Origin of the sequence: Azospirillum sp. TSH100, assembly GCF_004923295.1 — a bacterium.
Lineage (GTDB): Bacteria > Pseudomonadota > Alphaproteobacteria > Azospirillales > Azospirillaceae > Azospirillum.
In genome coordinates, this window is the sequence record NZ_CP039639.1 from 349,230 (window position 1) to 369,275 (window position 20,046).

General features: G+C 67.0%; 14 protein-coding genes. 9 read left to right on the top strand and 5 right to left on the bottom strand.

The window, feature by feature from the left end; genetic code table 11:
* Positions 1 to 3 precede the first annotated feature (3 nt).
* On the top strand, positions 4 to 201 hold the full coding sequence (locus E6C72_RS29565; RefSeq protein ID WP_109865153.1) for a hypothetical protein: 198 nt from the start codon (positions 4 to 6) through the stop codon (positions 199 to 201).
* Between the two features lie 24 nt (positions 202 to 225).
* On the opposite strand, the gene E6C72_RS29570 is transcribed toward E6C72_RS29565, so the two are convergent.
* The 3 genes from E6C72_RS29570 to E6C72_RS29580 are packed head-to-tail and all read right to left on the bottom strand — an operon-like array spanning position 226 to position 6,441.
* The gene (locus tag E6C72_RS29570) at positions 226 to 1,359 is read right to left on the bottom strand and encodes an HD-GYP domain-containing protein (RefSeq protein ID WP_109865152.1); all 1,134 of its coding nucleotides are present in this window, start codon (positions 1,357 to 1,359) and stop codon (positions 226 to 228) included.
* Positions 1,356 to 5,288 (bottom strand): PAS domain S-box protein, encoded by a 3,933-nt coding sequence (locus E6C72_RS29575; protein ID WP_109865151.1) that lies wholly within the window; start codon positions 5,286 to 5,288, stop codon positions 1,356 to 1,358. Before E6C72_RS29575 ends, E6C72_RS29570 begins: the two co-directional genes overlap by 4 nt.
* A 4-nt stretch (positions 5,289 to 5,292) precedes the next feature.
* Positions 5,293 to 6,441, bottom strand: a complete 1,149-nt coding sequence (locus tag E6C72_RS29580) for an FIST signal transduction protein (RefSeq protein ID WP_109865150.1) — start codon at positions 6,439 to 6,441, stop codon at positions 5,293 to 5,295.
* Positions 6,442 to 6,778: 337 nt separating this feature from the next.
* Between E6C72_RS29580 and E6C72_RS29585 the strand changes: the two genes are divergently transcribed.
* Positions 6,779 to 9,415, top strand: coding sequence for a methyl-accepting chemotaxis protein (locus E6C72_RS29585; RefSeq protein ID WP_109865149.1), 2,637 nt, complete (start codon positions 6,779 to 6,781; stop codon positions 9,413 to 9,415).
* 87 nt (positions 9,416 to 9,502) lie between these two features.
* Here E6C72_RS29585 and E6C72_RS29590 read toward each other — a convergent pair whose 3' ends face one another.
* Positions 9,503 to 9,691, bottom strand: coding sequence for a hypothetical protein (locus tag E6C72_RS29590; RefSeq protein WP_109865148.1), 189 nt, complete (start codon positions 9,689 to 9,691; stop codon positions 9,503 to 9,505).
* Positions 9,692 to 9,973: 282 nt separating this feature from the next.
* Positions 9,974 to 12,745: a phosphoenolpyruvate carboxylase gene (ppc, locus tag E6C72_RS29595; protein ID WP_109865147.1), complete on the bottom strand. Its 2,772-nt coding sequence runs from the start codon at positions 12,743 to 12,745 to the stop codon at positions 9,974 to 9,976.
* On the opposite strand from ppc, the gene E6C72_RS29600 reads away from it, so the two are divergent.
* The 7 genes from E6C72_RS29600 (at position 12,744) to E6C72_RS29630 (ending at position 20,006) form a co-directional block, all read left to right on the top strand.
* Positions 12,744 to 12,935, top strand: coding sequence for a hypothetical protein (locus E6C72_RS29600; RefSeq protein WP_109865146.1), 192 nt, complete (start codon positions 12,744 to 12,746; stop codon positions 12,933 to 12,935). The two genes, ppc and E6C72_RS29600, sit on opposite strands and share 2 nt — an antisense overlap.
* Positions 12,936 to 13,188: 253 nt before the next feature.
* Complete coding sequence (locus E6C72_RS29605; protein ID WP_109865145.1) at positions 13,189 to 14,379, top strand: extracellular solute-binding protein; 1,191 nt, start codon at positions 13,189 to 13,191, stop codon at positions 14,377 to 14,379.
* Positions 14,380 to 14,478: 99 nt separating this feature from the next.
* The gene (locus E6C72_RS29610; protein ID WP_109865144.1) at positions 14,479 to 15,546 is read left to right on the top strand and encodes an ABC transporter ATP-binding protein; all 1,068 of its coding nucleotides are present in this window, start codon (positions 14,479 to 14,481) and stop codon (positions 15,544 to 15,546) included.
* Positions 15,543 to 16,445 carry an ABC transporter permease gene (locus E6C72_RS29615; RefSeq protein ID WP_109865143.1) on the top strand — a complete coding sequence of 301 codons (903 nt, stop codon included), beginning with the start codon at positions 15,543 to 15,545 and terminating at the stop codon, positions 16,443 to 16,445. Before E6C72_RS29610 ends, E6C72_RS29615 begins: the two co-directional genes overlap by 4 nt.
* 12 nt (positions 16,446 to 16,457) lie before the next feature.
* Entirely contained in the window at positions 16,458 to 17,291 is an 834-nt protein-coding gene (locus tag E6C72_RS29620) for an ABC transporter permease (protein WP_109865142.1), read from the top strand.
* Between the two features lie 277 nt (positions 17,292 to 17,568).
* Positions 17,569 to 18,333, top strand: coding sequence for a GntR family transcriptional regulator (locus E6C72_RS29625; protein WP_247876131.1), 765 nt, complete (start codon positions 17,569 to 17,571; stop codon positions 18,331 to 18,333).
* A gap of 158 nt (positions 18,334 to 18,491) precedes the next feature.
* Positions 18,492 to 20,006, top strand: a complete 1,515-nt coding sequence (locus E6C72_RS29630) for a mannitol dehydrogenase family protein (RefSeq protein ID WP_109865141.1) — start codon at positions 18,492 to 18,494, stop codon at positions 20,004 to 20,006.
* Positions 20,007 to 20,046 lie beyond the last annotated feature (40 nt).

The following is a 20,046-nucleotide window of genomic DNA, read 5'->3' on the forward strand; positions in this document are numbered from 1 at the left end:
ACCATGGCATTCACCGTCACCATCGCCCCCTGCCGCACCGATCGGATGCCGAATGGCCGGATGCGGCTACCGATGCAACTGTTCGAAATCGCCCAGGCGATGTCGGACGACTGCGATGGTGAACCGATCCGCATTCTGGATTCGGATGGCCATGAAGCTGCCGTGATCGGTCGCCGCGACGTGGACGTCGAGCTGTTCTGAGGACGGGGGCGTGGCGTCCGTCGCTCACTCCTCCTCGTCGCAATAGCGGCTAGCGATGTCCTTGAACTCGTCCTCCACGGCGGAGAAGGCGGCGACCACGGACGGGTCGAAATGGCTGCCGCTGCCTTCCCGGATGATCGCCGCCGCCTTTTCGTGCGGGAAGGGCGGCTTGTAGCAGCGGCGGCTGATCAGCGCGTCATAGACGTCGGCGACCGCCATCAGCCGGGCGGACAGCGGAATCGCCTCCCCTGCCAGCCCCCGGGGATAGCCGGTGCCGTCCCAGCGTTCATGGTGGCCGTGGGCGATCTCCCGCGCGATGCGCAGGAAGGAGCTTTCGCCGGCCATGGCGAGTTCCGCCTGCCCTTCGGCGGCGAAGATGGCGTCATGGCCCAGAGCCGCATGGGTCTTCATCACATGGAATTCGTCGTCGCTCAGCTTTCCCGGCTTCAGCAGGATAGAATCCGGTATGCCGACCTTGCCGACATCGTGCAGCGGCGCCGATTTGTAGAGCAGTTCGATGGTTTCCTCGTCCAGCTGGCCGGCATGGCCCGGATCGCGGCTGAGATGGAGGGCGAGTGCCAGCACATAGTTCTGGGTGCGGCGGATGTGGTTGCCTGTCTCGTTGTCGCGGGTTTCCGCCAGCGACGCCATGGCGCGGATGGTGGCGTCCTGGGCGTGCAGCAGGTCGCGTGTCCGCTCCGCCACCCGCTCCTCCAGCTGCCGGTTCTGGTCGGCGAGCGCACGCCTCGCCTCACGCAGGGCGATGTGGGTGCGGACGCGGGCCAGAACCACCGGCGGGGAGATCGGCTTGGTGATGTAATCGACGGCGCCCACCTCGAACCCGCGGGTTTCGTCATGGACCTGTCCCATGGCGGTGATGAAGATCACCGGCACGTCGCGGATGCGGGCATCCTCCTTCAGCCTGCGGCAGACCTCCACCCCGTCCATGCCCGGCATCATCACGTCCAGCAGGATCAGGTCGGGCAGCGGATCGCCGGCCAGACGGGCGAGCGCCTGCGGGCCGTCCTTCGCCACGATGAGGCCATAGCTCTCGCGCAGCAGGTCGGCCATGACCTTCAGGTTGATCGGCTCGTCATCGACGATCAGGATGCGCGGCTTGTCGCCGTTCGGCCGTCCAACCGGGTGCGGCAGGCTCATGTCGCGGTCTCTCCCCAATCGCGCAGGCGGTCGCGCAGTTCGGTCAGGGCGGTGGCGGCATCGTCGAAGTCGAAGGTGCCGGCATGGCGGTTCACCCGCTCAGCCAAGGCCGACATCGGGTTGCCGACCAGCAGGCGGGCGAGCGCATCGGCCAGATCGCCCGCCTCCGGATCCCCGGCGATCAGCAGACCGCCCAGCCGGTCGGACAGCGACTCCGCCTCTCGCAGCATGTCGCGCCGACAATTGGTGGACACCTGTTCCTGTGGTTCTGTCATCGGGCTGCCTTCCACCACCGGCCGGCCAAGGGTGCCGATCCCCTCCACCACCTGGGCCAGGGCGTCGGCCAGCAGGCCGAGCAGGTCGTCTTCCAGGGCCGGCGGGACCGTCATCGCTGCGGCCTCCACCCGGCCCGCCAAGGCGGACAGATCCATGGCGCCGATGGTGGCCGCGGTGCCCTTCAGCGTGTGGGAGAGCCGCAACACGTCCTTCCAGCGCTCTTCCTGCACGGCGGTGGTCAGACGCACCGCTTCGCCCTCATGGGTGGTGGCGAAGTCGATCAGGATCCGCCGCAGCAGGGCAAGGTTGCCGTTCACGTTGCGCCGGGCGACGGCAAGGTCGAGCGCCGGCAGACTGTCGGGCAGTGCCTGGGCGGCCGACAGCGCGGCGACCGCCGGCATCGCGGTAGCCGCCGCCGCGCTGCCGGCGATCCCGCGCACCGGCTTCAGCCAGCGGGCGAGCGCGGCATAGAGCGTCTCCGGGTCGATCGGCTTGGAGACATGATCGTTCATGCCGGAGTCCAGGCAGCGCTCGCGGTCGCCTGCCATGGCGTGGGCGGTCATGGCGATGATCGGCAGGCTCGACAGCTCCAACTCGCGCCGGATCAGCCGCGTGGTCTCATAGCCGTCCAGCCCCGGCATCTGGACATCCATCAGCACGAGGTCGAACTTCACTTCGCGCAGGCATTGCAAAGCCTCCTCGCCGCTGCCGACCACGGTGGCCTCGATGCCGACCAGCTCCAGCAGGCCGCAGGCGACCTGCTGGTTGACCAGATTGTCCTCCACCAGCAGCACGCTGCGGCCGACCAACGCCGACAGCTCCGTCGATTGGGCCGGATCGTAGGCACGCCGCCCGATATCGGCCGTGCGGGTCGTGGCTCCGCCCAGCGCCACCATCACCGAGTCGAACATGGCAGACGGCGTCACCGGCTTTTCCAGCACAGCGGTGACAGGCTCGCGCGCGCCTTCAGGCAATCCAGTGTCCAGTGCGCTGTCCAACGCTCCCTGCACACCCTCGGCGCCATAGGCCGTGGTCATCACCACCGGTGGCTGGAGGCCGGGCAGCGCGCGCAGGCGGCGCAGCGTCTCCACCCCGTCCAGGTCCGGCATGCGCCAGTCCAGCACCACCAGTTCCACCGGCGGCAAGGTGCCGGCCTGCCCCTCCTCGAGCCGGCGCAGCGCCGACCAGCCGTCGCCGACCGACTCCACGATCAGGCCGAAGCGTTCCAGCATGTCGGTCAGGATGGAACGCACGGCGTCGCTGTCGTCGACGACCAGAACGCGGCGTTCCATCAGGTCGCACGGCAGTCGGTCGTCGGTGCTGCCGCCGGCGGCGACCCGGCAGCGGATGGAGAAGCGGAAGATGCTGCCCTGCCCTGGACGGCTTTCCACCGACACGCCGCCGTCCATCAGCTCCACCAGCTGCCGGCAGATCGCCAGCCCCAGCCCGGTACCGCCGAAGCGCCGCGTGGTGGAACTGTCGGCCTGGGTGAAGGGGCGGAACAGGGCGGCGGCCTGTTCCGCCGACATGCCGATGCCGGTGTCGCGGACCTCCACCTCCAGCCGGTAATCGTCGGCGCCGCCGATGCGACCGCCGACCGTCACCGCCACCTCGCCGCGCTCGGTGAACTTCACCGCGTTGGAGACGAGGTTCAGGATCACCTGTCCCAGCCGCAGCGGATCGCCGACCAGCGTGCCCGGCACGCCGGCATGCACATCGACGATCAGCTCCAGCCCCTTTTCCCGCACCTTCGGCAGGACGACGGTCGCGACCTCCTGCAAGACGTCGCCGATGTGGAAGGGGATCGCCTCGATCGTCAGCTTGCCGGCCTCGACCTTCGAGAAATCCAGGATGTCGTTGATGATGCCGAGCAGGCTGCGCGAGGAGGCGTGGATCTTGTCCAGGTAGTCGCGCTGCCGCTGCGTCAGCTCCGTCTTCATCATCAGGTGGCTGAGCCCGATCACCGCGTTCATCGGCGTGCGGATCTCGTGGCTCATGTTGGCCAGGAAATCGCTCTTCTGCCGATTGGCGCGGTCGGCCTCCTCCTTGGCGCGGGCCAGCTCGTCCTCGGTGCGCTTGCGGTCGGTCACGTCCTTGTGGATGCCGGTGATGCGGGTGGGCAGGCCGTCGGCGTCGCGTTCCGTCACCTTGCCGGCCGACAGGATCCAGACCCAGGCGCCCGACTTGTGGCGCATGCGGAACTCGACCTCGTAAACCGGGGCGCGGCCGGCCACATGCTCCTCCAGGGTCAACAGCACGCGATCGCGGTCGCCATCGTGCAGCAGCGTCAGCCAGGTGGAGCCGTTGCCCGGCAGCTCTCCCGGCACGTAGCCGAGCATGCCGAGCCAGCGGTCGGAGAAATAGGCGTGGTCGGTCACCGGGTTCCAATCCCACAGCCCGGTGTTGGAGGCGTCCAGCGCCACCGTCAGCCGCTCCTCGCTTTCCTGCAGGGCGGTCAGCATGCGCTGGCGTTCGGTGATGTCCTGGAAGACGGTGACGGAGCCGACGATGCTGCCGTCCTCGCGCAGCGGCACCGCGGTGATGGCGATGGGAAAGACGGTGCCGTCGCGCCGGATGAAATGGTCGGCTTCCGAGCGATGGATCTCGCCGCGCCGGACGGTGTTCAGAACGGCGCAGTCCTCCCCGGCGACCGGCCGCCCCTGCCCGTCCTTGAAATGGACGGCGTCGTGCAAGGTGATGCCGCGCAGATCCTCCAGCGACCATCCCAGCAGACGTTCGGCTTCCGGGTTCAGGAAGGTGCAGAAGCCGTTGCGGTCCAGCGAGAAGACGCCCTCGCCCATGCTGTCGGTGATGCTCTGCAGGAAGCGGCGGCTGTCCTCCAGCTCCGCCTCCATCCGCTTGCGCTCGGTGATGTCGGTGCGGATGGCGATGTACTGGTGCGGCTGGCCGTCGGCGGTCAGCAGCGGGACGATGGTCGCCGCCACCCAATATTCTTCGCCCGCCTTGGTGCGGTTGCAGATCTCTCCATGCCAGACCTGCCCATCCATGATGGTGTGCCACATCTCCGCGAAGAATCCGGAGGGGTGGCGGCCGGAATTGACGATGTGGTGCGACCGGCCCAGCAGTTCTTCGCGGAGATAGCCGCTGATCTGGCAGAACTTGTCGTTGGCGTAGGTGATGATGCCGCGGTGATCGGTGATGCTGACGATGGCATGCTGGTCGAGTGCGAATTTCTGCTGTTCCAGCGCCCGTTGTGCCGCCGAGCGTTCCTCCACCAGCCCCGCCATCAGCTGGCTCAGCCGTTCCAGACTGTCGGTCGGGCTGCTGTCTGCGGCATCCGGAAGCTCCGGGCGGCCGTCCGCCCGCAGCAGACTGTTGGCGATGCCGCGCAGACGTCGGATGGCGTGCGCCTGCGCCGCCGCTTCGCGCCGGAGCCGCTCGTTGGTGTCGGCCAGCTCCTCCGAACTCAACTGGAGGCTGCGTGCCCGGAGCGTCAGGTCGCGGTCGGCCTGCTCATAGCTCTGGCCGATGCGGGTGAACAGCGCCGGCAGGGACTCCAGCATCCGTGCCGCTTCGGCGGACAGGCCTGTGGTGCCGGCGAGCGCCTTCAGCTCCGCCAGGACGGAGGCCGCCGCCTCGGCGGTCGGCAGACCCAGAACCCGTTTGAACTGGCTTTGAAGCAGGCGGTGCATGCGGTCAGCGTTCCGTCAGCAGGGCGACCGTCATCGTCTGGTTGTGCAGTCGGCAATCGACCAGATCGCGCATCGGTCCGATCTCGCCATAGGAGTAGAAGCCGGCCAGCACGGCGCGGGCCCCCATGCGGTCGGCGACGGCCTGCACCTCCTCCTCCACCCGGTCGCCCAACACCAGCTTGCGTCCGACGCAGCTGACCAGCAGGGCGAGCCGGTCGCCGATCGTTTCCCCCGCCATAGTGTCGGCAGCCGCGGCGGCGGCAATGGAGCCGGCCTGCTCCGCCCCGTCGACCAGCCCGTCGGTGCTGGCGTGCATCAGCCGCAGGTAAAAGCCTTCCTCCACCGTGCCGGCCAGGATCAGGCCGCCGGCCGCCTCGTCGATGCCGAGAATGGTGCGGATCAGCCCGACTGAATCATGATTGCCGTTCAGCAGCTCGAACGGGAACAGCAGGCCCGAGGCCGGCAGGTCGCGGGCATAGTCGCCGAGATAGCGTTTGTAGACGTTCAGTGCCGGCTCGCCGTCCAGTTGGAGCAGCCGGTTGCCGACCGACTTGGTCACCTTGCGCGCCGGTCCGAACGGCTCCCACCCGCCGACGGAGCCGAGGCCGAGTTGCAGCCCTTCGCCGTACAGCCCGACCGCCACCGCGCGTCCATCCGAGACGCCGGACGGGCCCAGCACCAGCGTACGGACGAAGGAGCCGCCGTCGCCGGCCAGACCGCCCGACACCGGAATGCCCGCCGGCAGGCGGGACGACAGCCCGTCGATCAGCGCGCTGCCGTTGACCCCGACGCCGCGGGCGAACAACAGCACTCCCGACAGGCCGGGCCGGGCAATCAGCGCCTCCCCCAGGATCTCGCCCGCACGCTGGCTTTCGTCGGCACAGGCGATGTTGGCTTCCGCCGCGGCGACGGCGCCGCCCCGGTCGAAGCGGATGGCGGTGACGATGCAGGTCCCGTCGAGGACACAGTCGCCGGCGATCTCGCCCGCCGTACTGCATCCCACCGTCACGGCGCCCGGAAAGGCGGTCGCCAGCCGGGTGGCGAAGTCCGGGCTGTCTAAGATGTCAACGGATCCGAAAACCAGCAGGAGATCGGCGGACTGTGGAGACAGTTCCTCCGCCGGAGATGAGAATGCCGACTGCCAGACCCGCATGCCTCTCCCCAATCACCGGTGACGTCCGCCATGAGACTATCATGCGGCCGGGCCGGGGAAGAGGGCCTATAACATTCGGGGGCTGCGGATGGTCATAATGACGCACGCCCCGAAAGCCGGCCCATTGTGTCGGGCTGAAATGGTTATGTACCGCAAAAGCATAAAAAGTGAGTTCCCCTGTAAGGATCTGTCAACCACACTGCGGTATGGTTGGCTTGCCAAGCAGTGTGGGGCGGAACAATCCCTGGGAGCGGGGGAGCGGCCTACAGCGGGCAAGAACGAATAAGAGCGGGCGAAAAGCCCAACTTGGACGCATTTTCCGGGGAGCAGGACGCATATGACGATGGACGCGCGCGACGACACCTCGATGCCCGACCGCCCAACCGGTGCCGCAGGCGGCCGCAGGATGGGGGTGCGCGGCAAGCTTCTGCTCGCCTTCGCCGGCATGGCCGGCATGACGGTCGCCGCCAGCATGGTCGGTCTGACGTCCTTTTCGGCGGTGGAACGGCCGCTGACGCAGATCGTCGGCACCGGCCTGCCGGAGATGGAACTGGCCAAGCGTCTGTCCGGCGAGAGCAGCGGCATCGCCGCCGCCGCCCCTGTGCTGGCGGCGGCGGAAAGCCAGAGCGAGCGCGAGCGCGTCTATGGCGAGATCATGGGCAACGGCAAGACGCTGGGCGCCCTGGTGGAGGAACTGGCGTCACACCGGTCAGGGGATTCCCGGATCGGCGAGCTGCGCGCCAAGACCCAGGGTCTGATCGCGACCTTGGAGCGTGGCAACGCCGCCGCCAACCTGCGCCTGTCCGTCCGCGGCACGCGCGAGACGATGGTGGCCGATCTGGCCAAGGCCTACGACGTCTTCCTCGGCCTACTCGCTCCCCTGACCGACAAGGCCGGCGCCACCCTGCGTGGCAAGGGCGAAACGCTGGACAGCAGCACCGAGCGCGACATGAACGCCCTGGGCGATGCCGTCCGTTCTCTGATCACCATGTACGAGGTGCGCGGTGACCTGGGCGTCGCATCGGAGTCGCTGACCCGGGCCGGCAGCGCCGAAACCGCCTTCGCCGTCACGCAATACCAGCAGACCTATCTGGAAGCGGCCGCCCGCATGGTCAGCGCCACCGCCCAGGTCGGCAGCCGGCTGAGCAAGGAGACCTCCGACGGGCTGGACGCCTTCTTCCAGTTGGGAGACGGTGCCACCGGTGTCTTCGACCTCCGCCGCAAGGCGCTGGAACTGCCGACGGGCAGCGCCGAGCGTGACGCCATCCGTCAGAAGACGACCGAAATCCTGACCGATGCCGCCCGCCGGCAGGCCGCCCTGCTCGACCAGATGGAATCGCCGCTGATGCGGCTGAAAGCCGAGATCAAGCTTTCGAGTGTCAACGTCCGATCGCAGACCCGCGATTCCATGCAGGATTTGCTGGGCGATGGTTTGGTCCGCTTCCGCACATACCTGGAGTTGTCGACCTACGCGTCCACCACCGTCGGCGCGCTGAACGAGGCGACGCAGGCGCCCAGCGCCGATCGGCTCGCCATGCTGGAAACCCGCTTCACCGCCGCCGCCAAGGCGATGGAGGAGCGGCTGAAGGTGCTGAAGGCGGCGGGGGACATCGGTCTTCCGAAGCTGGTCGAGAGTGCAGAGGCGCTGGCCGGTTTCGGCAAGGGCGACAACAGTCTGTTCAAGCTCCGCCGCTCCGAACTCGACGCCGCCGCCGAGAACGAGAAGGTTCTGGCGGAAAACCGCCAGATCGCCCGGCAGTTCGCCGGCATGATCGACGACCAGATCGCCGCGATGAAGCAGGAGGCGGACGCCGCCGCGGCCGGGGCGACCGATGCCCTGTCGGCCGGCCGCAAGATGCTGATCCTGTTCGCGGCCGCCAGCCTGATCGGCGCCGCCGCGCTGGCTTGGTTCGTGGTGGGCCGCAACATCGTCGCCAGGCTGAGCGCGCTGTCCGACGCCATGCGGGCGATCGCCGCCGGCAACCTGAACGCGGCGATCCCCGCCGCCGGTTCGGACGAGATCGGCGACATGACCCGAGCCCTGATGGTGTTCCGCGACACCGCCAACGAGGCGAGCGCTGCCAACGCGCGGGCCGAAGCGGAACGCAGCCGTGCCGCCGGCGAACGCCGCCGCGCCATGGTCGAGATGGCGGAGAATTTCGAGAGCAGCGTCCGCGGCGTGCTTGACCGCGTCGCCCGCGCCGCCGGCGAGATGCAGGACATGGCCCAGCGGATGAGCCGCAACGCCGAGGCCACGACCGGCGAGGCCGCGACCGCCGCCAGCACCTCCCAACAGGCCGAAGGCAGCGTCAAGGCGGTTGCCGCTGCGACCGAGGAATTGTCGGCTTCGATCCAGGAGATCGGCAGTCAGGTCCATGCTTCCAGCCAGATCGCCCGCAAGGCGGCGACCGAGGCCGAACGCACCGACCGCACGGTCGAGGGGCTGTCGCAGTCGGCCAACAAGATCGGCGAGGTGGTTCAGCTGATCAACGACATCGCCAGCCAGACCAACCTGCTGGCGCTGAACGCGACCATCGAAGCGGCCCGTGCCGGCGAGGCGGGGAAAGGCTTCGCCGTGGTGGCGAGCGAGGTGAAAAGCCTTGCCAACCAGACCGGCAAGGCGACGGAGGAAATCTCCAGCCAGATCCAGGCGATGCAGGCGGTAACGCAGGACGCGGTGGACGCCATCCGCTCAATCGCCGGCACCATCCGCGAGATCAACGAGATCGCCGCCACCGTCGCCGCCGCGGTGGAACAGCAGAGTGCCGCCACCCGCGAGATCGCCCGCAATGTCGGCGAAGCCGCCGACGGCACCCAGCATGTCCGGCGCAACATCGATTCCGTCGCCCGCGCCGCCGCGGAATCCGGCGAGTCAGCCACCCGGGTGCTGACCGCCTCCTCCACCGTTGCGGACGAGGTGCGCTCGCTGGGCTCGCAGGTCGATAGTCTGGTCAACCGTATGCGGGCGGGCTGACCGATCAGCCATTCCACGGAAGCCTGAAAAAAAAGCCCCTCTCCCGTCAATGGAGAGGGGCTTTTTCCATGCGGAATCCGTCGCTGGTCAGCGCCGGGTCTCGACCGTGATCGGCCGCCAGATCACCGCGGCGCCGGCACCGGCACCGCAGGCTCCGCCGCAAAATTCCTCATGAGTGTCGGTTGCGCCGCCCTGGGTGTTGTTGCCCAGGGTGTTGGTGGTCGCCCGCTGTTGGTGCGGTTGCGCCATTTGCTGCTGCTGTGACTGAGTGGTCATACCATTTCTCCTCTCGGGGAGGCATGAGGTATCAAAATACTCATCAGTGTTCAACCAGGATTTTTCGTCGATATTTCGTGACTTATTTTGGCTTTTTCCCCGAAATCCGCAGTTTGTTTTGCAATGCCGAAGAGTTGGCCGTGCAGCGCACAAGAGTAGAGCAAGGCGGACCAACCCATTTGTCCACAAACATAAAACGCCCTTCCTCTTGGCTGAGGAAGGGCGTTTCCATGGGCAACCATGCGGCGGAACGTCGCCTGTCGCTGCGATGCGGTAACGGGATCAGCCGCTGTTGCGCAGGCCGGCGGCGATGCCGTTGATGGTCAGGTGGATGCCGCGGGCAATCTGTTCGCCGCTGTCGCTGGTGCGGTGACGCTTCAGCAGTTCGACCTGCACATGGTTCAGCGGGTCCAGATAGGGGAAGCGGTTGCGGATCGACCGCGCCAGCAGCGGGTTCTTCTCCAAGAGGGCCGTCTGTTCTGTGATCGCCAGCAGGGCATCGATGCTGTCCTGCCACTCCGCCCGGATACGGGTGAAGATGGCGTCGCGCAGTGCCGGATCCGACACCAGACCGGCATAGCGGGAGGCGATGGCGATGTTCGACTTGGACAGCACCATGTCCATGTTGGACAGCAGCGTGCTGAAGAAGCCCCAGTCGCGGTGCATGGCGCGCAGCCGCTCCATGCCGTCGGGATGCTGGGCCAGATAGGCCTTCACCGCCGACCCGAAACCGAACCAGCCCGGCAGCATCAGGCGGCATTGGGCCCAGCTGAACACCCAGGGAATGGCGCGCAGATCCTCGATGCTGGTCGACTTCTTGCGCGAGGCAGGGCGGCTGCCGATGTTGAGGTTGGCGATCTCACCGATCACCGTCGATTCCCAGAAATAGGTCTCGAAGCCCTCGGTCTCATAGACCAGCCCGCGATAGGCCTTGAAGGCATGCTCCGACAGTTCTTCCATGGTCTGGAGGAACAGGTCGGTGCAGGGGGCGGCCGATTCCGGGTGCAGCAACGTTGCTTCGAGCGTCGCCGCCGCCAGCGTTTCCAGGTTGCGGCGGCCGACTTCCGGGTTGGAATATTTGCCGGCGATGACCTCGCCCTGTTCGGTGATGCGGATGGCTCCCTGTACGGCACCGGCCGGCTGGGCCAGGATCGCCTGATAGCTGGGGCCGCCGCCGCGGCCGACCGAGCCGCCGCGGCCATGGAACAGCCGCAGCCGCACGCCATGCTTGGCGAACACCTCGACCAGCGCGATCTCGGCCTTGTACAGCTCCCAGCCGGAGGTGAGGAACCCGCCGTCCTTGTTGCTGTCCGAATAGCCGAGCATCACCTCCTGAAGATTGCCGCGGCTTTCCAGGAAGCGCCGGTAGGTCGGGATCGACAGCAGCCGGTCCATGGTGGCGGCACAGTTGCGCAGATCGCCGATGGTCTCGAACAGCGGCGCGATGTTCAGGTCCAGCGCCTTGTCCTTCGGCCGCAGCAGCCCGGCTTCCTTCAGCAGGACGGCGACCTCCAGGATGTCCGACACGCCGTCGGTCTTGGAGATGACGCAGTTCACCACCGCATCGGCGCCGAAGCGGGCGCGGGCATCGGCGGCAGTGCGCAGGATGTCGAGCTCGGAGTTGGTTTCCTCCGAATAATCGGCGTAGCGCGAGGCGAGCGGGCGGTTGGTCTCCAGTTCGCTGACCAGCAGCGCGATCCGCTCGTCCTCCGACAGCGCCTTGTAATCGATACCGGCGTCGGCGAAGGACAGCAGCTCCGCCACCGACCGCTCATGCACGTCGGAGTTCTGGCGCAGGTCGATGCTGGCCAGATGGAAGCCGAACAGATCGACCGCGCGGCGCAGGTGGCGCAGCCGGCCCTTGGCGAGTGCGGCCGAGCCGTTGACGGTCAGCGAACGGTCGATGATGTCGAGGTCGGCGCGGAATTCCGCCGGGGTGAGATAGGGCGGCGCGTCGCCCACGGCGTGGCGCGGCGCCTCCAGCCCGTCCAGCGTCCGCAGCGTCGAGGCCACCCGCGCATAGATGCCGGAGATGGCGCGGCGGTATGGTTCCAGCTTGCGGTGCGGCGAGGGGTCGGGCGAGCGTTCAGCCAGCTGGCGCAGCGGCTCCGATACGTCGATGACACGGGTGCTGAGCGACAGCTCCGACCCCAGCGTGTGCAGTTCGTCCAGATAGAATTGCAGGGCGCGGGTGCTCTGCATCCGCATCGCCTGACGCAGGACGGGGGCGGTGACGAAGGGGTTGCCGTCACGGTCGCCGCCGATCCAGCTGCCCATGCGCAGGAAGGACGGCAGTTCGGTCGTCGTCCAGGACGGGTCGGTCCTGCGCAGATGGTCTTCCAGCTGGGCGTAGAAGCGCGGCATCTCGCGCAGGAAGGTGTAGTCGTAGAAGGTCAGGCCGTTGGCCACCTCGTCCGTCACCGCCAGCTTGGTGGCGCGCAGGATCGCGGTCTGCCACAGGGTCAGCACGGCACGCTGGAGCGATTCGAGGTTGGTCTCCTCCTCCTCCGGCGTCATCGGACCGTGGTCGCGCTCGGCCAGCAGCTTGGCGACCTCCATCTGCACCGTCAGAATGCTCTTGCGCTGCACCTCGGTGGGGTGGGCGGTCAGCACCGGGCTGACCAGCGCGCCGTCGAAGAACTCCTTCAGCTGCTGGGTGGTGACGCCGGCTTTCGCCGCCTCGTCCAGCGCATGGGCCATGGTGCCTTCGCGCGGGGCCGACCCGGCGAGCGCATGGGCGCGGGTGCGGCGGATGTGGTGCTGGTCCTCGGCGATGTTGGCGAGGTGCGAGAAGAAGCTGTAGGCCCGCACAACCCGCGCCGTCTGCGGCGGCGACAGGCTGTTCAGGATACCTTCCAGCTCCTTGCGGGCGCCCTGGTCCTCTTCGCGGTGAAAGCGGATGGAGGTCTGGCGGATGCGCTCGACGATGTCGAACACCGCCTCCCCTTCCTGGCTGCGGACGGTGTCGCCCAGAATGCGCCCCAGCAGGCGGATGTCTTCGCGGAGCGGCTGGTCCTTCGTCTCGGAACTTTCCTGCAGCAGGATGGCGGACATGGGCGACGGTTTCCTGGTCGAGGATGGACGGATACGGGTCGATGCGCGAACGAGGATGATCATTTTTCGGGCAGGAGGCAGCCCCTGCACGCGAAGTGGTCAGACCATCGGCGACAGCATGCCGATTCTGTCAGAAGTTTCAACCGTCCGTGTGCTGGTGCGAAATGATTTCCAAAAGTCGCAGCGCTGAGAAATGCGACGTCGCATATGGCAATGCGCAACCACCCGGCCAACCACCTCTTCCCACACAAAATCGTATGCACTGGAGCGCTACCATACAAGTTTCAGCTTGCGGGCGCCCGGCTACCATACTAGCATTCGGATGGGTTACAAATTATCCGCATCTTCCGCGACATCCGTCACAGTTCGGCCGGGCCTTTCGGGCGCCGGCCGCTTCCAGCATGCCGGCCACACTCCAAAAAGCCTGAACGGGAGGGACCCCCATGATCGACCTCGGGATTTCAAGACGCGGCTTCCTTGCGGCATCCGCCGGCACAGCCGGTTTGCTTGCCACCGGCCGGCCGGTTTTTGCGGCCTTGCAGAAGCCGTCGAGCCCGGTCACGTTGAACGTGGTGGACGTCGCCGGCAATCTGGCGCTGACCCAGAAGGCGATCGAGAATTACCGCAAGGCCAAGCCCGACTGGGCCTCGCGCATCGTCTTCTCCAAGGCGCCGGCGCCTGAACTTCCCGGCAAGCTGAAGGCGCAGCAGGACGCCGCCCGTGTCGACATCGATCTGGTGCTGACCGGTACCGACGTACTGTCCGCCGGCATCGATCAGAAGCTGTGGGTCAATCTGCTGCCGGACCGCGCCGCCGACCTGCCGAAGCTGTCCGATATCTATCTGGAACCGGCCGCCCGCATGCAGGGCCTCGCCGAGGGCCAGGGTGTCGTCGTGACCTATTACCCCTCCGGGCCGTTGTTCGAATATGCGCCGGAACGGGTGAAGCAGGTGCCGAAGACCGCTGCGGAGTTGCTGGCCTGGGCGAAGGCCAATCCGAAGCGCTTCGCCTATGCCCGCCCGGCCAACTCGGGCCCCGGCCGCACCTTTCTGATGGGACTGCCCTATATCCTGGGCGACAAGGATCCGAAGGACCCGGTGAATGGCTGGGAGAAGACCTGGGCCTACCTGCGCGAGCTGGGCGAGACCATCGAGGCCTATCCGGCCGGCACCACGCCGACCATGAAGGCGCTGGGCGAAGGGTCGCTCGACATCATCGTGTCGACCACCGGCTGGGACATCAACCCGCGGGTGCTCGGTGTGGTGCCGAAGTCGGCGGAGGTGTTCGCCGTGGAGAATTTCCGCTGGGTCGCCGACGCCCATTACATGTGCATCCCCAAGGGCGTGTCGGCGGAAAAGCTGGCCGTCCTCCTGGACCTGATGAACCATCTGCTGACGCCGGCGCAGCAGGCCTACACCTATGACGAGGGCTATTTCTATCCCGGCCCCGCGGTGAAGGGCGTGACGCTCGCCATGGCGCCGAAGGAAAGCCAGGACGCCATCGCCGAATATGGCCGCCCGTCCTACGACAAGCTGATCGCTGACAACCCCATCGAACTGCCGCTCGCCGCCGACAAGCTGGTCCAGGCCTTCCGCCGCTGGGACGAGGAGATCGGCGCGCGCAAGGGCAAGTAACCGCTTTCAAGCCGACGACGTGAAGAGAAGGAGCCCTTTGTCCGGCAACGGATGGAGGGCTTCTGACGACATTGCCTCACCCAGCCACAGGACCCCGGAATGACCGTCGGACCCGCCACCTTCAAGCAACTGCACCTTCAGGGAGTGAGGCGGGAATTCGACGCCTTCACCGCGCTGAAAGGGCTGGACCTGACCATCGAGCGGGGCGAGTTCATCGCCCTGCTCGGCCCCTCGGGCTGCGGCAAGACAACGGCACTGAACTGCATCGCCGGCCTGTTGCCGGTCAGCGGCGGGCGCATCATGCTGGACGACCGGCGGGTCGACGTGCTGCGGCCGGAAGAGCGCGGCTTCGGCATGGTCTTCCAGAACTACGCCCTGTTCCCGCACATGACCGTGCGCAAGAACATCGGCTTCGGCCTGCGCATGCGCGGCGTGCCGAAGCCGGAGCTGGAAAAGCGCGTCGACGCCGCCCTTGCGGCGGTGCGCCTCGAATCGCAGGCGGAAAAGCTGCCAGGCCAGCTCTCAGGCGGCCAGCAGCAGCGCGTTGCCATCGCCCGCGCCATTGTGGTCGAGCCGCCACTGGTGCTGATGGACGAGCCTCTGTCCAACCTGGACGCCAAGCTGCGGTTGGAGATGCGCCAGGAAATCCGCCGCATCCACCAGTCGCTCGGCTCCACCACCATCTATGTCACCCACGACCAGGAAGAGGCGCTGTCGCTGGCCGACCGCATCGTCGTGCTGCGTGACGGTGCCATCCGGCAGGTCGGCACCCCGGCCGAACTCTATGCCCTGCCCGCCCATCTCGACGTCGCCGACTTCATGGGCTTCCGCAACCGGGTCAACGGTGAGTTGGTGGGGATGGAGGGCGAGGATGCCCTGCTGAACATCGAAGGCACGGTGATCCGCGGCCGGATGCGGGCTGCGTCCGCAAGCAAGGCGGCCGTCGCGGCGATCCGCCCCGACGACCTTGAGCCGACCGGCACCGACAGCGGCATCCCGGTGCGGGTGGAGGCGGTGGAGTATCGCGGGCGCGGCTTCCACGGCGTCGGCGTCACCGCATCGGGGACAGAGCTGCATTTCGCCTCCCCCTATCCGTTGCAACGGGGTGCCGCCGTGCGGCTCGGCGCCGATGCCGGCCGCGTGCTGGTGTTCGGGGACGCGCGATGAGCGCCGTCCTGGAAAGCCGAGCCGAGGGGCCGACCCTGCGCCAGAAGCTGGCGGCACGCGGCATCGACGGCGCAACCCTGCTGGTGCTGCCCTGCGTGGCGCTGATCCTGGGGCTTTTCATCTACCCGTTCCTGTATGGGCTGGTGCTGTCCTTCCAGCCAAAGGACGGGGCGCTGTTCGGCAACTATGCCCGGTTCTTCAGCGATCCCTTCCTCTACGGCACCATCTTCAAGACGCTGCGCCTCGCCTTTCCGGTGACGCTGCTGAACCTGCTGATCGCCATCCCCATCGCCTTCCGGGTGCGGCTGATGCGGCGCCAGCGGCTGCTGACCACCCTGCTGGTGCTGCCGATCACGCTGGGAACCGTGCTGGTCGCCGAAGGCATGCTGTTCTATTTCGGGCCGCAGGGCTGGTTCAACCGGGCGATGATGGCCGTCGGTCTGCTGTCCACGCCGATTTCGGTACTGAACGGCTACTGGGGCGTCTTCATCTCGCTGGTGCTGACCGGCTTCCCCTTCACCTTCCTGTTGACGCTGTCCTACGTCACCGGCATCGACCCGTCGCTGGAGAATGCGGCGGCGACGCTGGGCGCCGGACCGGCCGCGCGGTTCCGCGAGGTCTTCCTGCCGCTGCTGGTGCCGGGCCTTGCCATCACCTTCTGCCTGTCCTTCGTCCAGGCTTACTCGGTGTTGCCATCGGCAGTGCTGGTCGGCGATCCGGCTAACGCCACGCGGGTCATCTCCATCGCCGCCTATCAGGCCGCGTTCGAGGAGTACGATTACTCCATGGCCTCGGCCATCGCGATGATCATGGGGGCGGTCCAATTGCTGGTGGTGGTGGCGGTTCTCGGCTGCCGCTCGCTGTTCTACCGCGGCCCCGCCGCGGGCGCCAAAGGCTGAGGAGAAACGGCGATGCAGAAATCCATCATGTCCCGCCTGTGGGTCTTCGCCGTCTGGGCGGTGATCGGGCTGTTCCTCGTCAATCTGATGGGGCTGATCGCCTCGGTGCTGACCTCCTCGGTGGCGACCCGCTGGCTCGGCACCTGGCTGCCGGCGGGATTCACCACCCGCTGGTACTTCGCCGCCTGGGACGAGTTCCAGCTGGGCGACGTGCTGTGGGTCACCTTCCAGGCGGTCGGGGCGGTGGTCCTGTTGTCGGGCCTGCTGGGGGTTCCCGCCGCCTATGCGCTGGCGCGGCGCGAGTTCCCGGCCAAGCGGGCGGTGATGCTACTTTTGCTGCTGCCGCTGCTGGTTCCGCCGATCACCTATGGCATCCCGCTGGCGACGGTTCTCTACAAGGCGGGACTGGGCGGTACGCTGACCGGCGTCATCCTCGCCAATCTGGTGCCGACCGTGCCCTTCGTGGTGCTGGTGATGATCCCCTTCATCGAACAGATCGATCCCCGCACCGAGGCGGCTGCCCGTGTCTTCGGCGCCAACATCTTCCAGATGTTCGTGCATGTGCTGGTGCCGATGCTGATGCCGGGCGTACTGGCGGCGCTGCTGCTGGTGCTGGTGCGGACCATCGGCATGTTCGAGCTGACCTTCCTGGTCTCAGGACCCGGCAGCCAGACGCTGGTGGTGGCGCTTTACTATGCGGTGTTCGCCTCCGGCGTGCGGGCGGTGCAGTCGATCGACGCCATGGCAGTCATCTACATGGCGACCACGCTGGTCTGGCTGATCGTCGCCCTGCGTTTCGTGAACCCGACCCAGATCGTCGGGCGCGGCAAGCGTCCGGCTGCCTAAGTCCGGTGTTGGTGCCCGCTCCGTTCAAGTTCGTGATGCCAACGTCATGATCTTGAACGGAGTTTCCGTAATTTTCGTCCACACATGCCCTCATTTCGTTTGTGGAACTCTGACAAGGACTCTTTGGACCGAGAGGGCTTTCGTTGAAAAATCCGCATCGTACCAAGCATGGTTGGCGGGAAATACTCTTGCCGGTCGCTTGGTATGGTAGTATCCTGATGGACCTGACAGTTGCTCCGGCCCTTCGGGCAGGTTTCGAGGCGCCATAAACCATGACATGCCGATGCTGAACAAGATCGACGTGGAATCCGGCGAACCGATCGCGCGGCGCGTGTACCGGGTGCTGCGCCAAGCCATCGTGACGATGCAGTTCCGCCCCGGCCAAGCCCTATCGGAGCAGGAGATCGCTGACCAGCTCGGCGTCAGCCGCCAGCCGGTGCGCGAGGCCTTCATCAAGCTGAGCGAGGCCGGCCTGCTGACCATCCGGCCGCAGCGTGGCAGCTTCGTCGTCAAGATATCGGCCAAGCAGGTGCTCGACGCCCGCTTCGTGCGAGAGGCGGTGGAGACCGCTGTGGTGCGCAAGGCCTGCGAGACCATCACGGCGGCTGGCATCGCTGAACTGCGCGAGCTTTTGAAGGCCCAGTGGGACATCGCCGATGAACCGGTCCCGGTGCGTTTCCTGGAGCTGGACGAGGCATTCCACCGCACCATCGCCATTGGAGCGGAGTGCGAGTACGCTTGGCGCATCGTCGAGGAGACGAAGGCGCAGATGGACCGCGTCCGCTATCTCAGCGTTCCCTACGCCACCCCGATCCGCCGGCTGATCGCACAGCATCAAGCTGTGCTTGAGGGGATCGTCGCCCGCGATCCCGTCAAGGCGGAAGCGGCGATGGGGCTGCATCTGCGCGAGATCCTGACCTCGCTGCCCGAACTGGAAGGCAAGTTCCCCGACCTGTTCACCCTGGAAGATGCCGGTGCCACGCCGATGCCGAAAACGGCTTCGCGGAGCAGTGGCCGGTCGCGGGTTGCCGCTCTGCGTTGAGCGGTGCTGGATTTCGGGAGTGGCGGTATCAGCGGACTGCCGCTACCGGCACTATATGGTTCGCGATGGCGACAATCCGGGTTGCCCTTCTCCAGACTTCTTGACATACTACCATACAAGAATGCGAGCCAACCGCTCGCCAGGAAGGAAACGCTCCCATGCAATCGTCCGTGTCTCACACCCCTCCTTCTGGCGTCCCGTCACGGCGCCTTGGCTCTGCCGGCCTTTCGACCCTGCCGGCGGCGGTGGCACGGCCGGGCTACGAGCGTAAGGATCTTGAGATCGGGATCGTCCATCTTGGGGTCGGCGCCTTCCAGCGCGCCCATCAGGCAGCCTACACCGACGCCCTGCTGGAGAAGCGGTTCGGACCATGGGGTATTGCCGGGGTCAGCCTGCGCAGCCCCGACACCCGCGACGCGCTGGAGCCGCAGGACGGGCTCTATACCGTCGCGGTGCGCGATGCGGAGGGGGAGCGGCTGCGGGTGATCGGCTGCCTGCTGGACCTGCTGGTGGCGCATGAGGATCCGGACGCGGTGCTGGAGCGGATGTGCCGCCCGTCGGTGCGCATCGTCACCCTGACAGTGACGGAGAAGGGCTATTGCCACGATCCGGCGACCGGCGCCCTCAACGAAGCCCATCCCGACATCCGCCACGACCTCGACAATCCGGGCAAGCCACGCACCGCCATCGGCTTCCTGGCCGAGGCGCTGGCGCGCCGCCGTGCCGCCGGGCTGTCCCCCTTCACCGTGTTGAGCTGCGACAACCTGCCGAGCAACGGCGACACCGTCGCCCGCATCCTTCGCCGCTTCGCCGAACTGCGCGATGCCGGGTTCGGAGCCTGGGTGGCCGAGACGGTCGCCTGTCCCAACAGCATGGTCGACCGCATCGTCCCCGCCACCACCGAGGCAGACCGCGCCCGCGTGTCGCAGGCGCTCGGCGTGCAGGATGCCTGGCCGGTGGTGACGGAGCCCTTCACCCAGTGGGTGGTCGAGGACCGCTTCCCCGCCGGCCGTCCGGCCTGGGAGGCGGTAGGGGTCGAACTGGTCGCAGACGTCCATCCCTATGAGACGATGAAGCTGCGGCTGCTGAACGGCAGCCACTCCACCATCGCCTATCTGGGCTATCTGGCAGGTTACGAGACGGTGTCGGACACCATGGCCGACCCGGCCTTCGCCACGCTGGTCCGCAACCTGATGGACCGGGAGACTGGACCGACCCTGCACATGCCGCCCGGTGCGGATATGGAGCAGTACAAGGACGCGCTGGTCACCCGCTTCCGCAATCCGGCGCTGCGCCACCGCACCTGGCAGATTGCCATGGACGGCACGCAGAAGCTGCCGCAGCGGCTGCTGAACCCGATCCGCGACCGGCTGGCCGCTGGAGAATCCATCGATCGGCTGGCCTTGGCAGTCGCCGCCTGGATGCGCTACGTCGCCGGCACCGACGAGAAGGGCCAGCCCATCGACGTGCGTGATCCACTGGCCGCCAAGCTGGCGGAGATTGCAGCGGCCACCGTCGGGAAACCCGACCAGTTGGCCGAGGCGCTGTTCGGCCTGATCGCCGTGTTCGGCGAGGATCTGCCGCGCGACCCGCGCTTCACCGCCCCGGTCATCGCCGCGCTCAAGCGCCTGTTCGCCGATGGCGCCCGCGCTGTCGTCGCGGCGACCGCCTGACCCTTCCTCACAGCATCCTCTTCTCTTAGGGAGTGTTCCC

Bases quoted from the DNA above. Each gene is read 5' to 3' on its own strand.
- E6C72_RS29615 (WP_109865143.1), top strand. From the start codon at position 15,543: ATGAGCGCCGTCCTGGAAAGCCGAGCCGAGGGGCCGACCCTGCGCCAG.
- E6C72_RS29630 (WP_109865141.1), top strand. From the start codon at position 18,492: ATGCAATCGTCCGTGTCTCACACCCCTCCTTCTGGCGTCCCGTCACGG.
- E6C72_RS29600 (WP_109865146.1), top strand. From the start codon at position 12,744: ATGGGCGACGGTTTCCTGGTCGAGGATGGACGGATACGGGTCGATGCG.
- E6C72_RS29570 (WP_109865152.1), bottom strand. From the start codon at position 1,359: ATGAGCCTGCCGCACCCGGTTGGACGGCCGAACGGCGACAAGCCGCGC.
- E6C72_RS29580 (WP_109865150.1), bottom strand. From the start codon at position 6,441: ATGCGGGTCTGGCAGTCGGCATTCTCATCTCCGGCGGAGGAACTGTCT.
- E6C72_RS29605 (WP_109865145.1), top strand. From the start codon at position 13,189: ATGATCGACCTCGGGATTTCAAGACGCGGCTTCCTTGCGGCATCCGCC.
- E6C72_RS29590 (WP_109865148.1), bottom strand. From the start codon at position 9,691: ATGACCACTCAGTCACAGCAGCAGCAAATGGCGCAACCGCACCAACAG.
- E6C72_RS29620 (WP_109865142.1), top strand. From the start codon at position 16,458: ATGCAGAAATCCATCATGTCCCGCCTGTGGGTCTTCGCCGTCTGGGCG.
- ppc (WP_109865147.1), bottom strand. From the start codon at position 12,745: ATGTCCGCCATCCTGCTGCAGGAAAGTTCCGAGACGAAGGACCAGCCG.
- E6C72_RS29625 (WP_247876131.1), top strand. From the start codon at position 17,569: ATGCCGATGCTGAACAAGATCGACGTGGAATCCGGCGAACCGATCGCG.
- E6C72_RS29585 (WP_109865149.1), top strand. From the start codon at position 6,779: ATGACGATGGACGCGCGCGACGACACCTCGATGCCCGACCGCCCAACC.
- E6C72_RS29575 (WP_109865151.1), bottom strand. From the start codon at position 5,288: ATGCACCGCCTGCTTCAAAGCCAGTTCAAACGGGTTCTGGGTCTGCCG.
- E6C72_RS29565 (WP_109865153.1), top strand. From the start codon at position 4: ATGGCATTCACCGTCACCATCGCCCCCTGCCGCACCGATCGGATGCCG.
- E6C72_RS29610 (WP_109865144.1), top strand. From the start codon at position 14,479: ATGACCGTCGGACCCGCCACCTTCAAGCAACTGCACCTTCAGGGAGTG.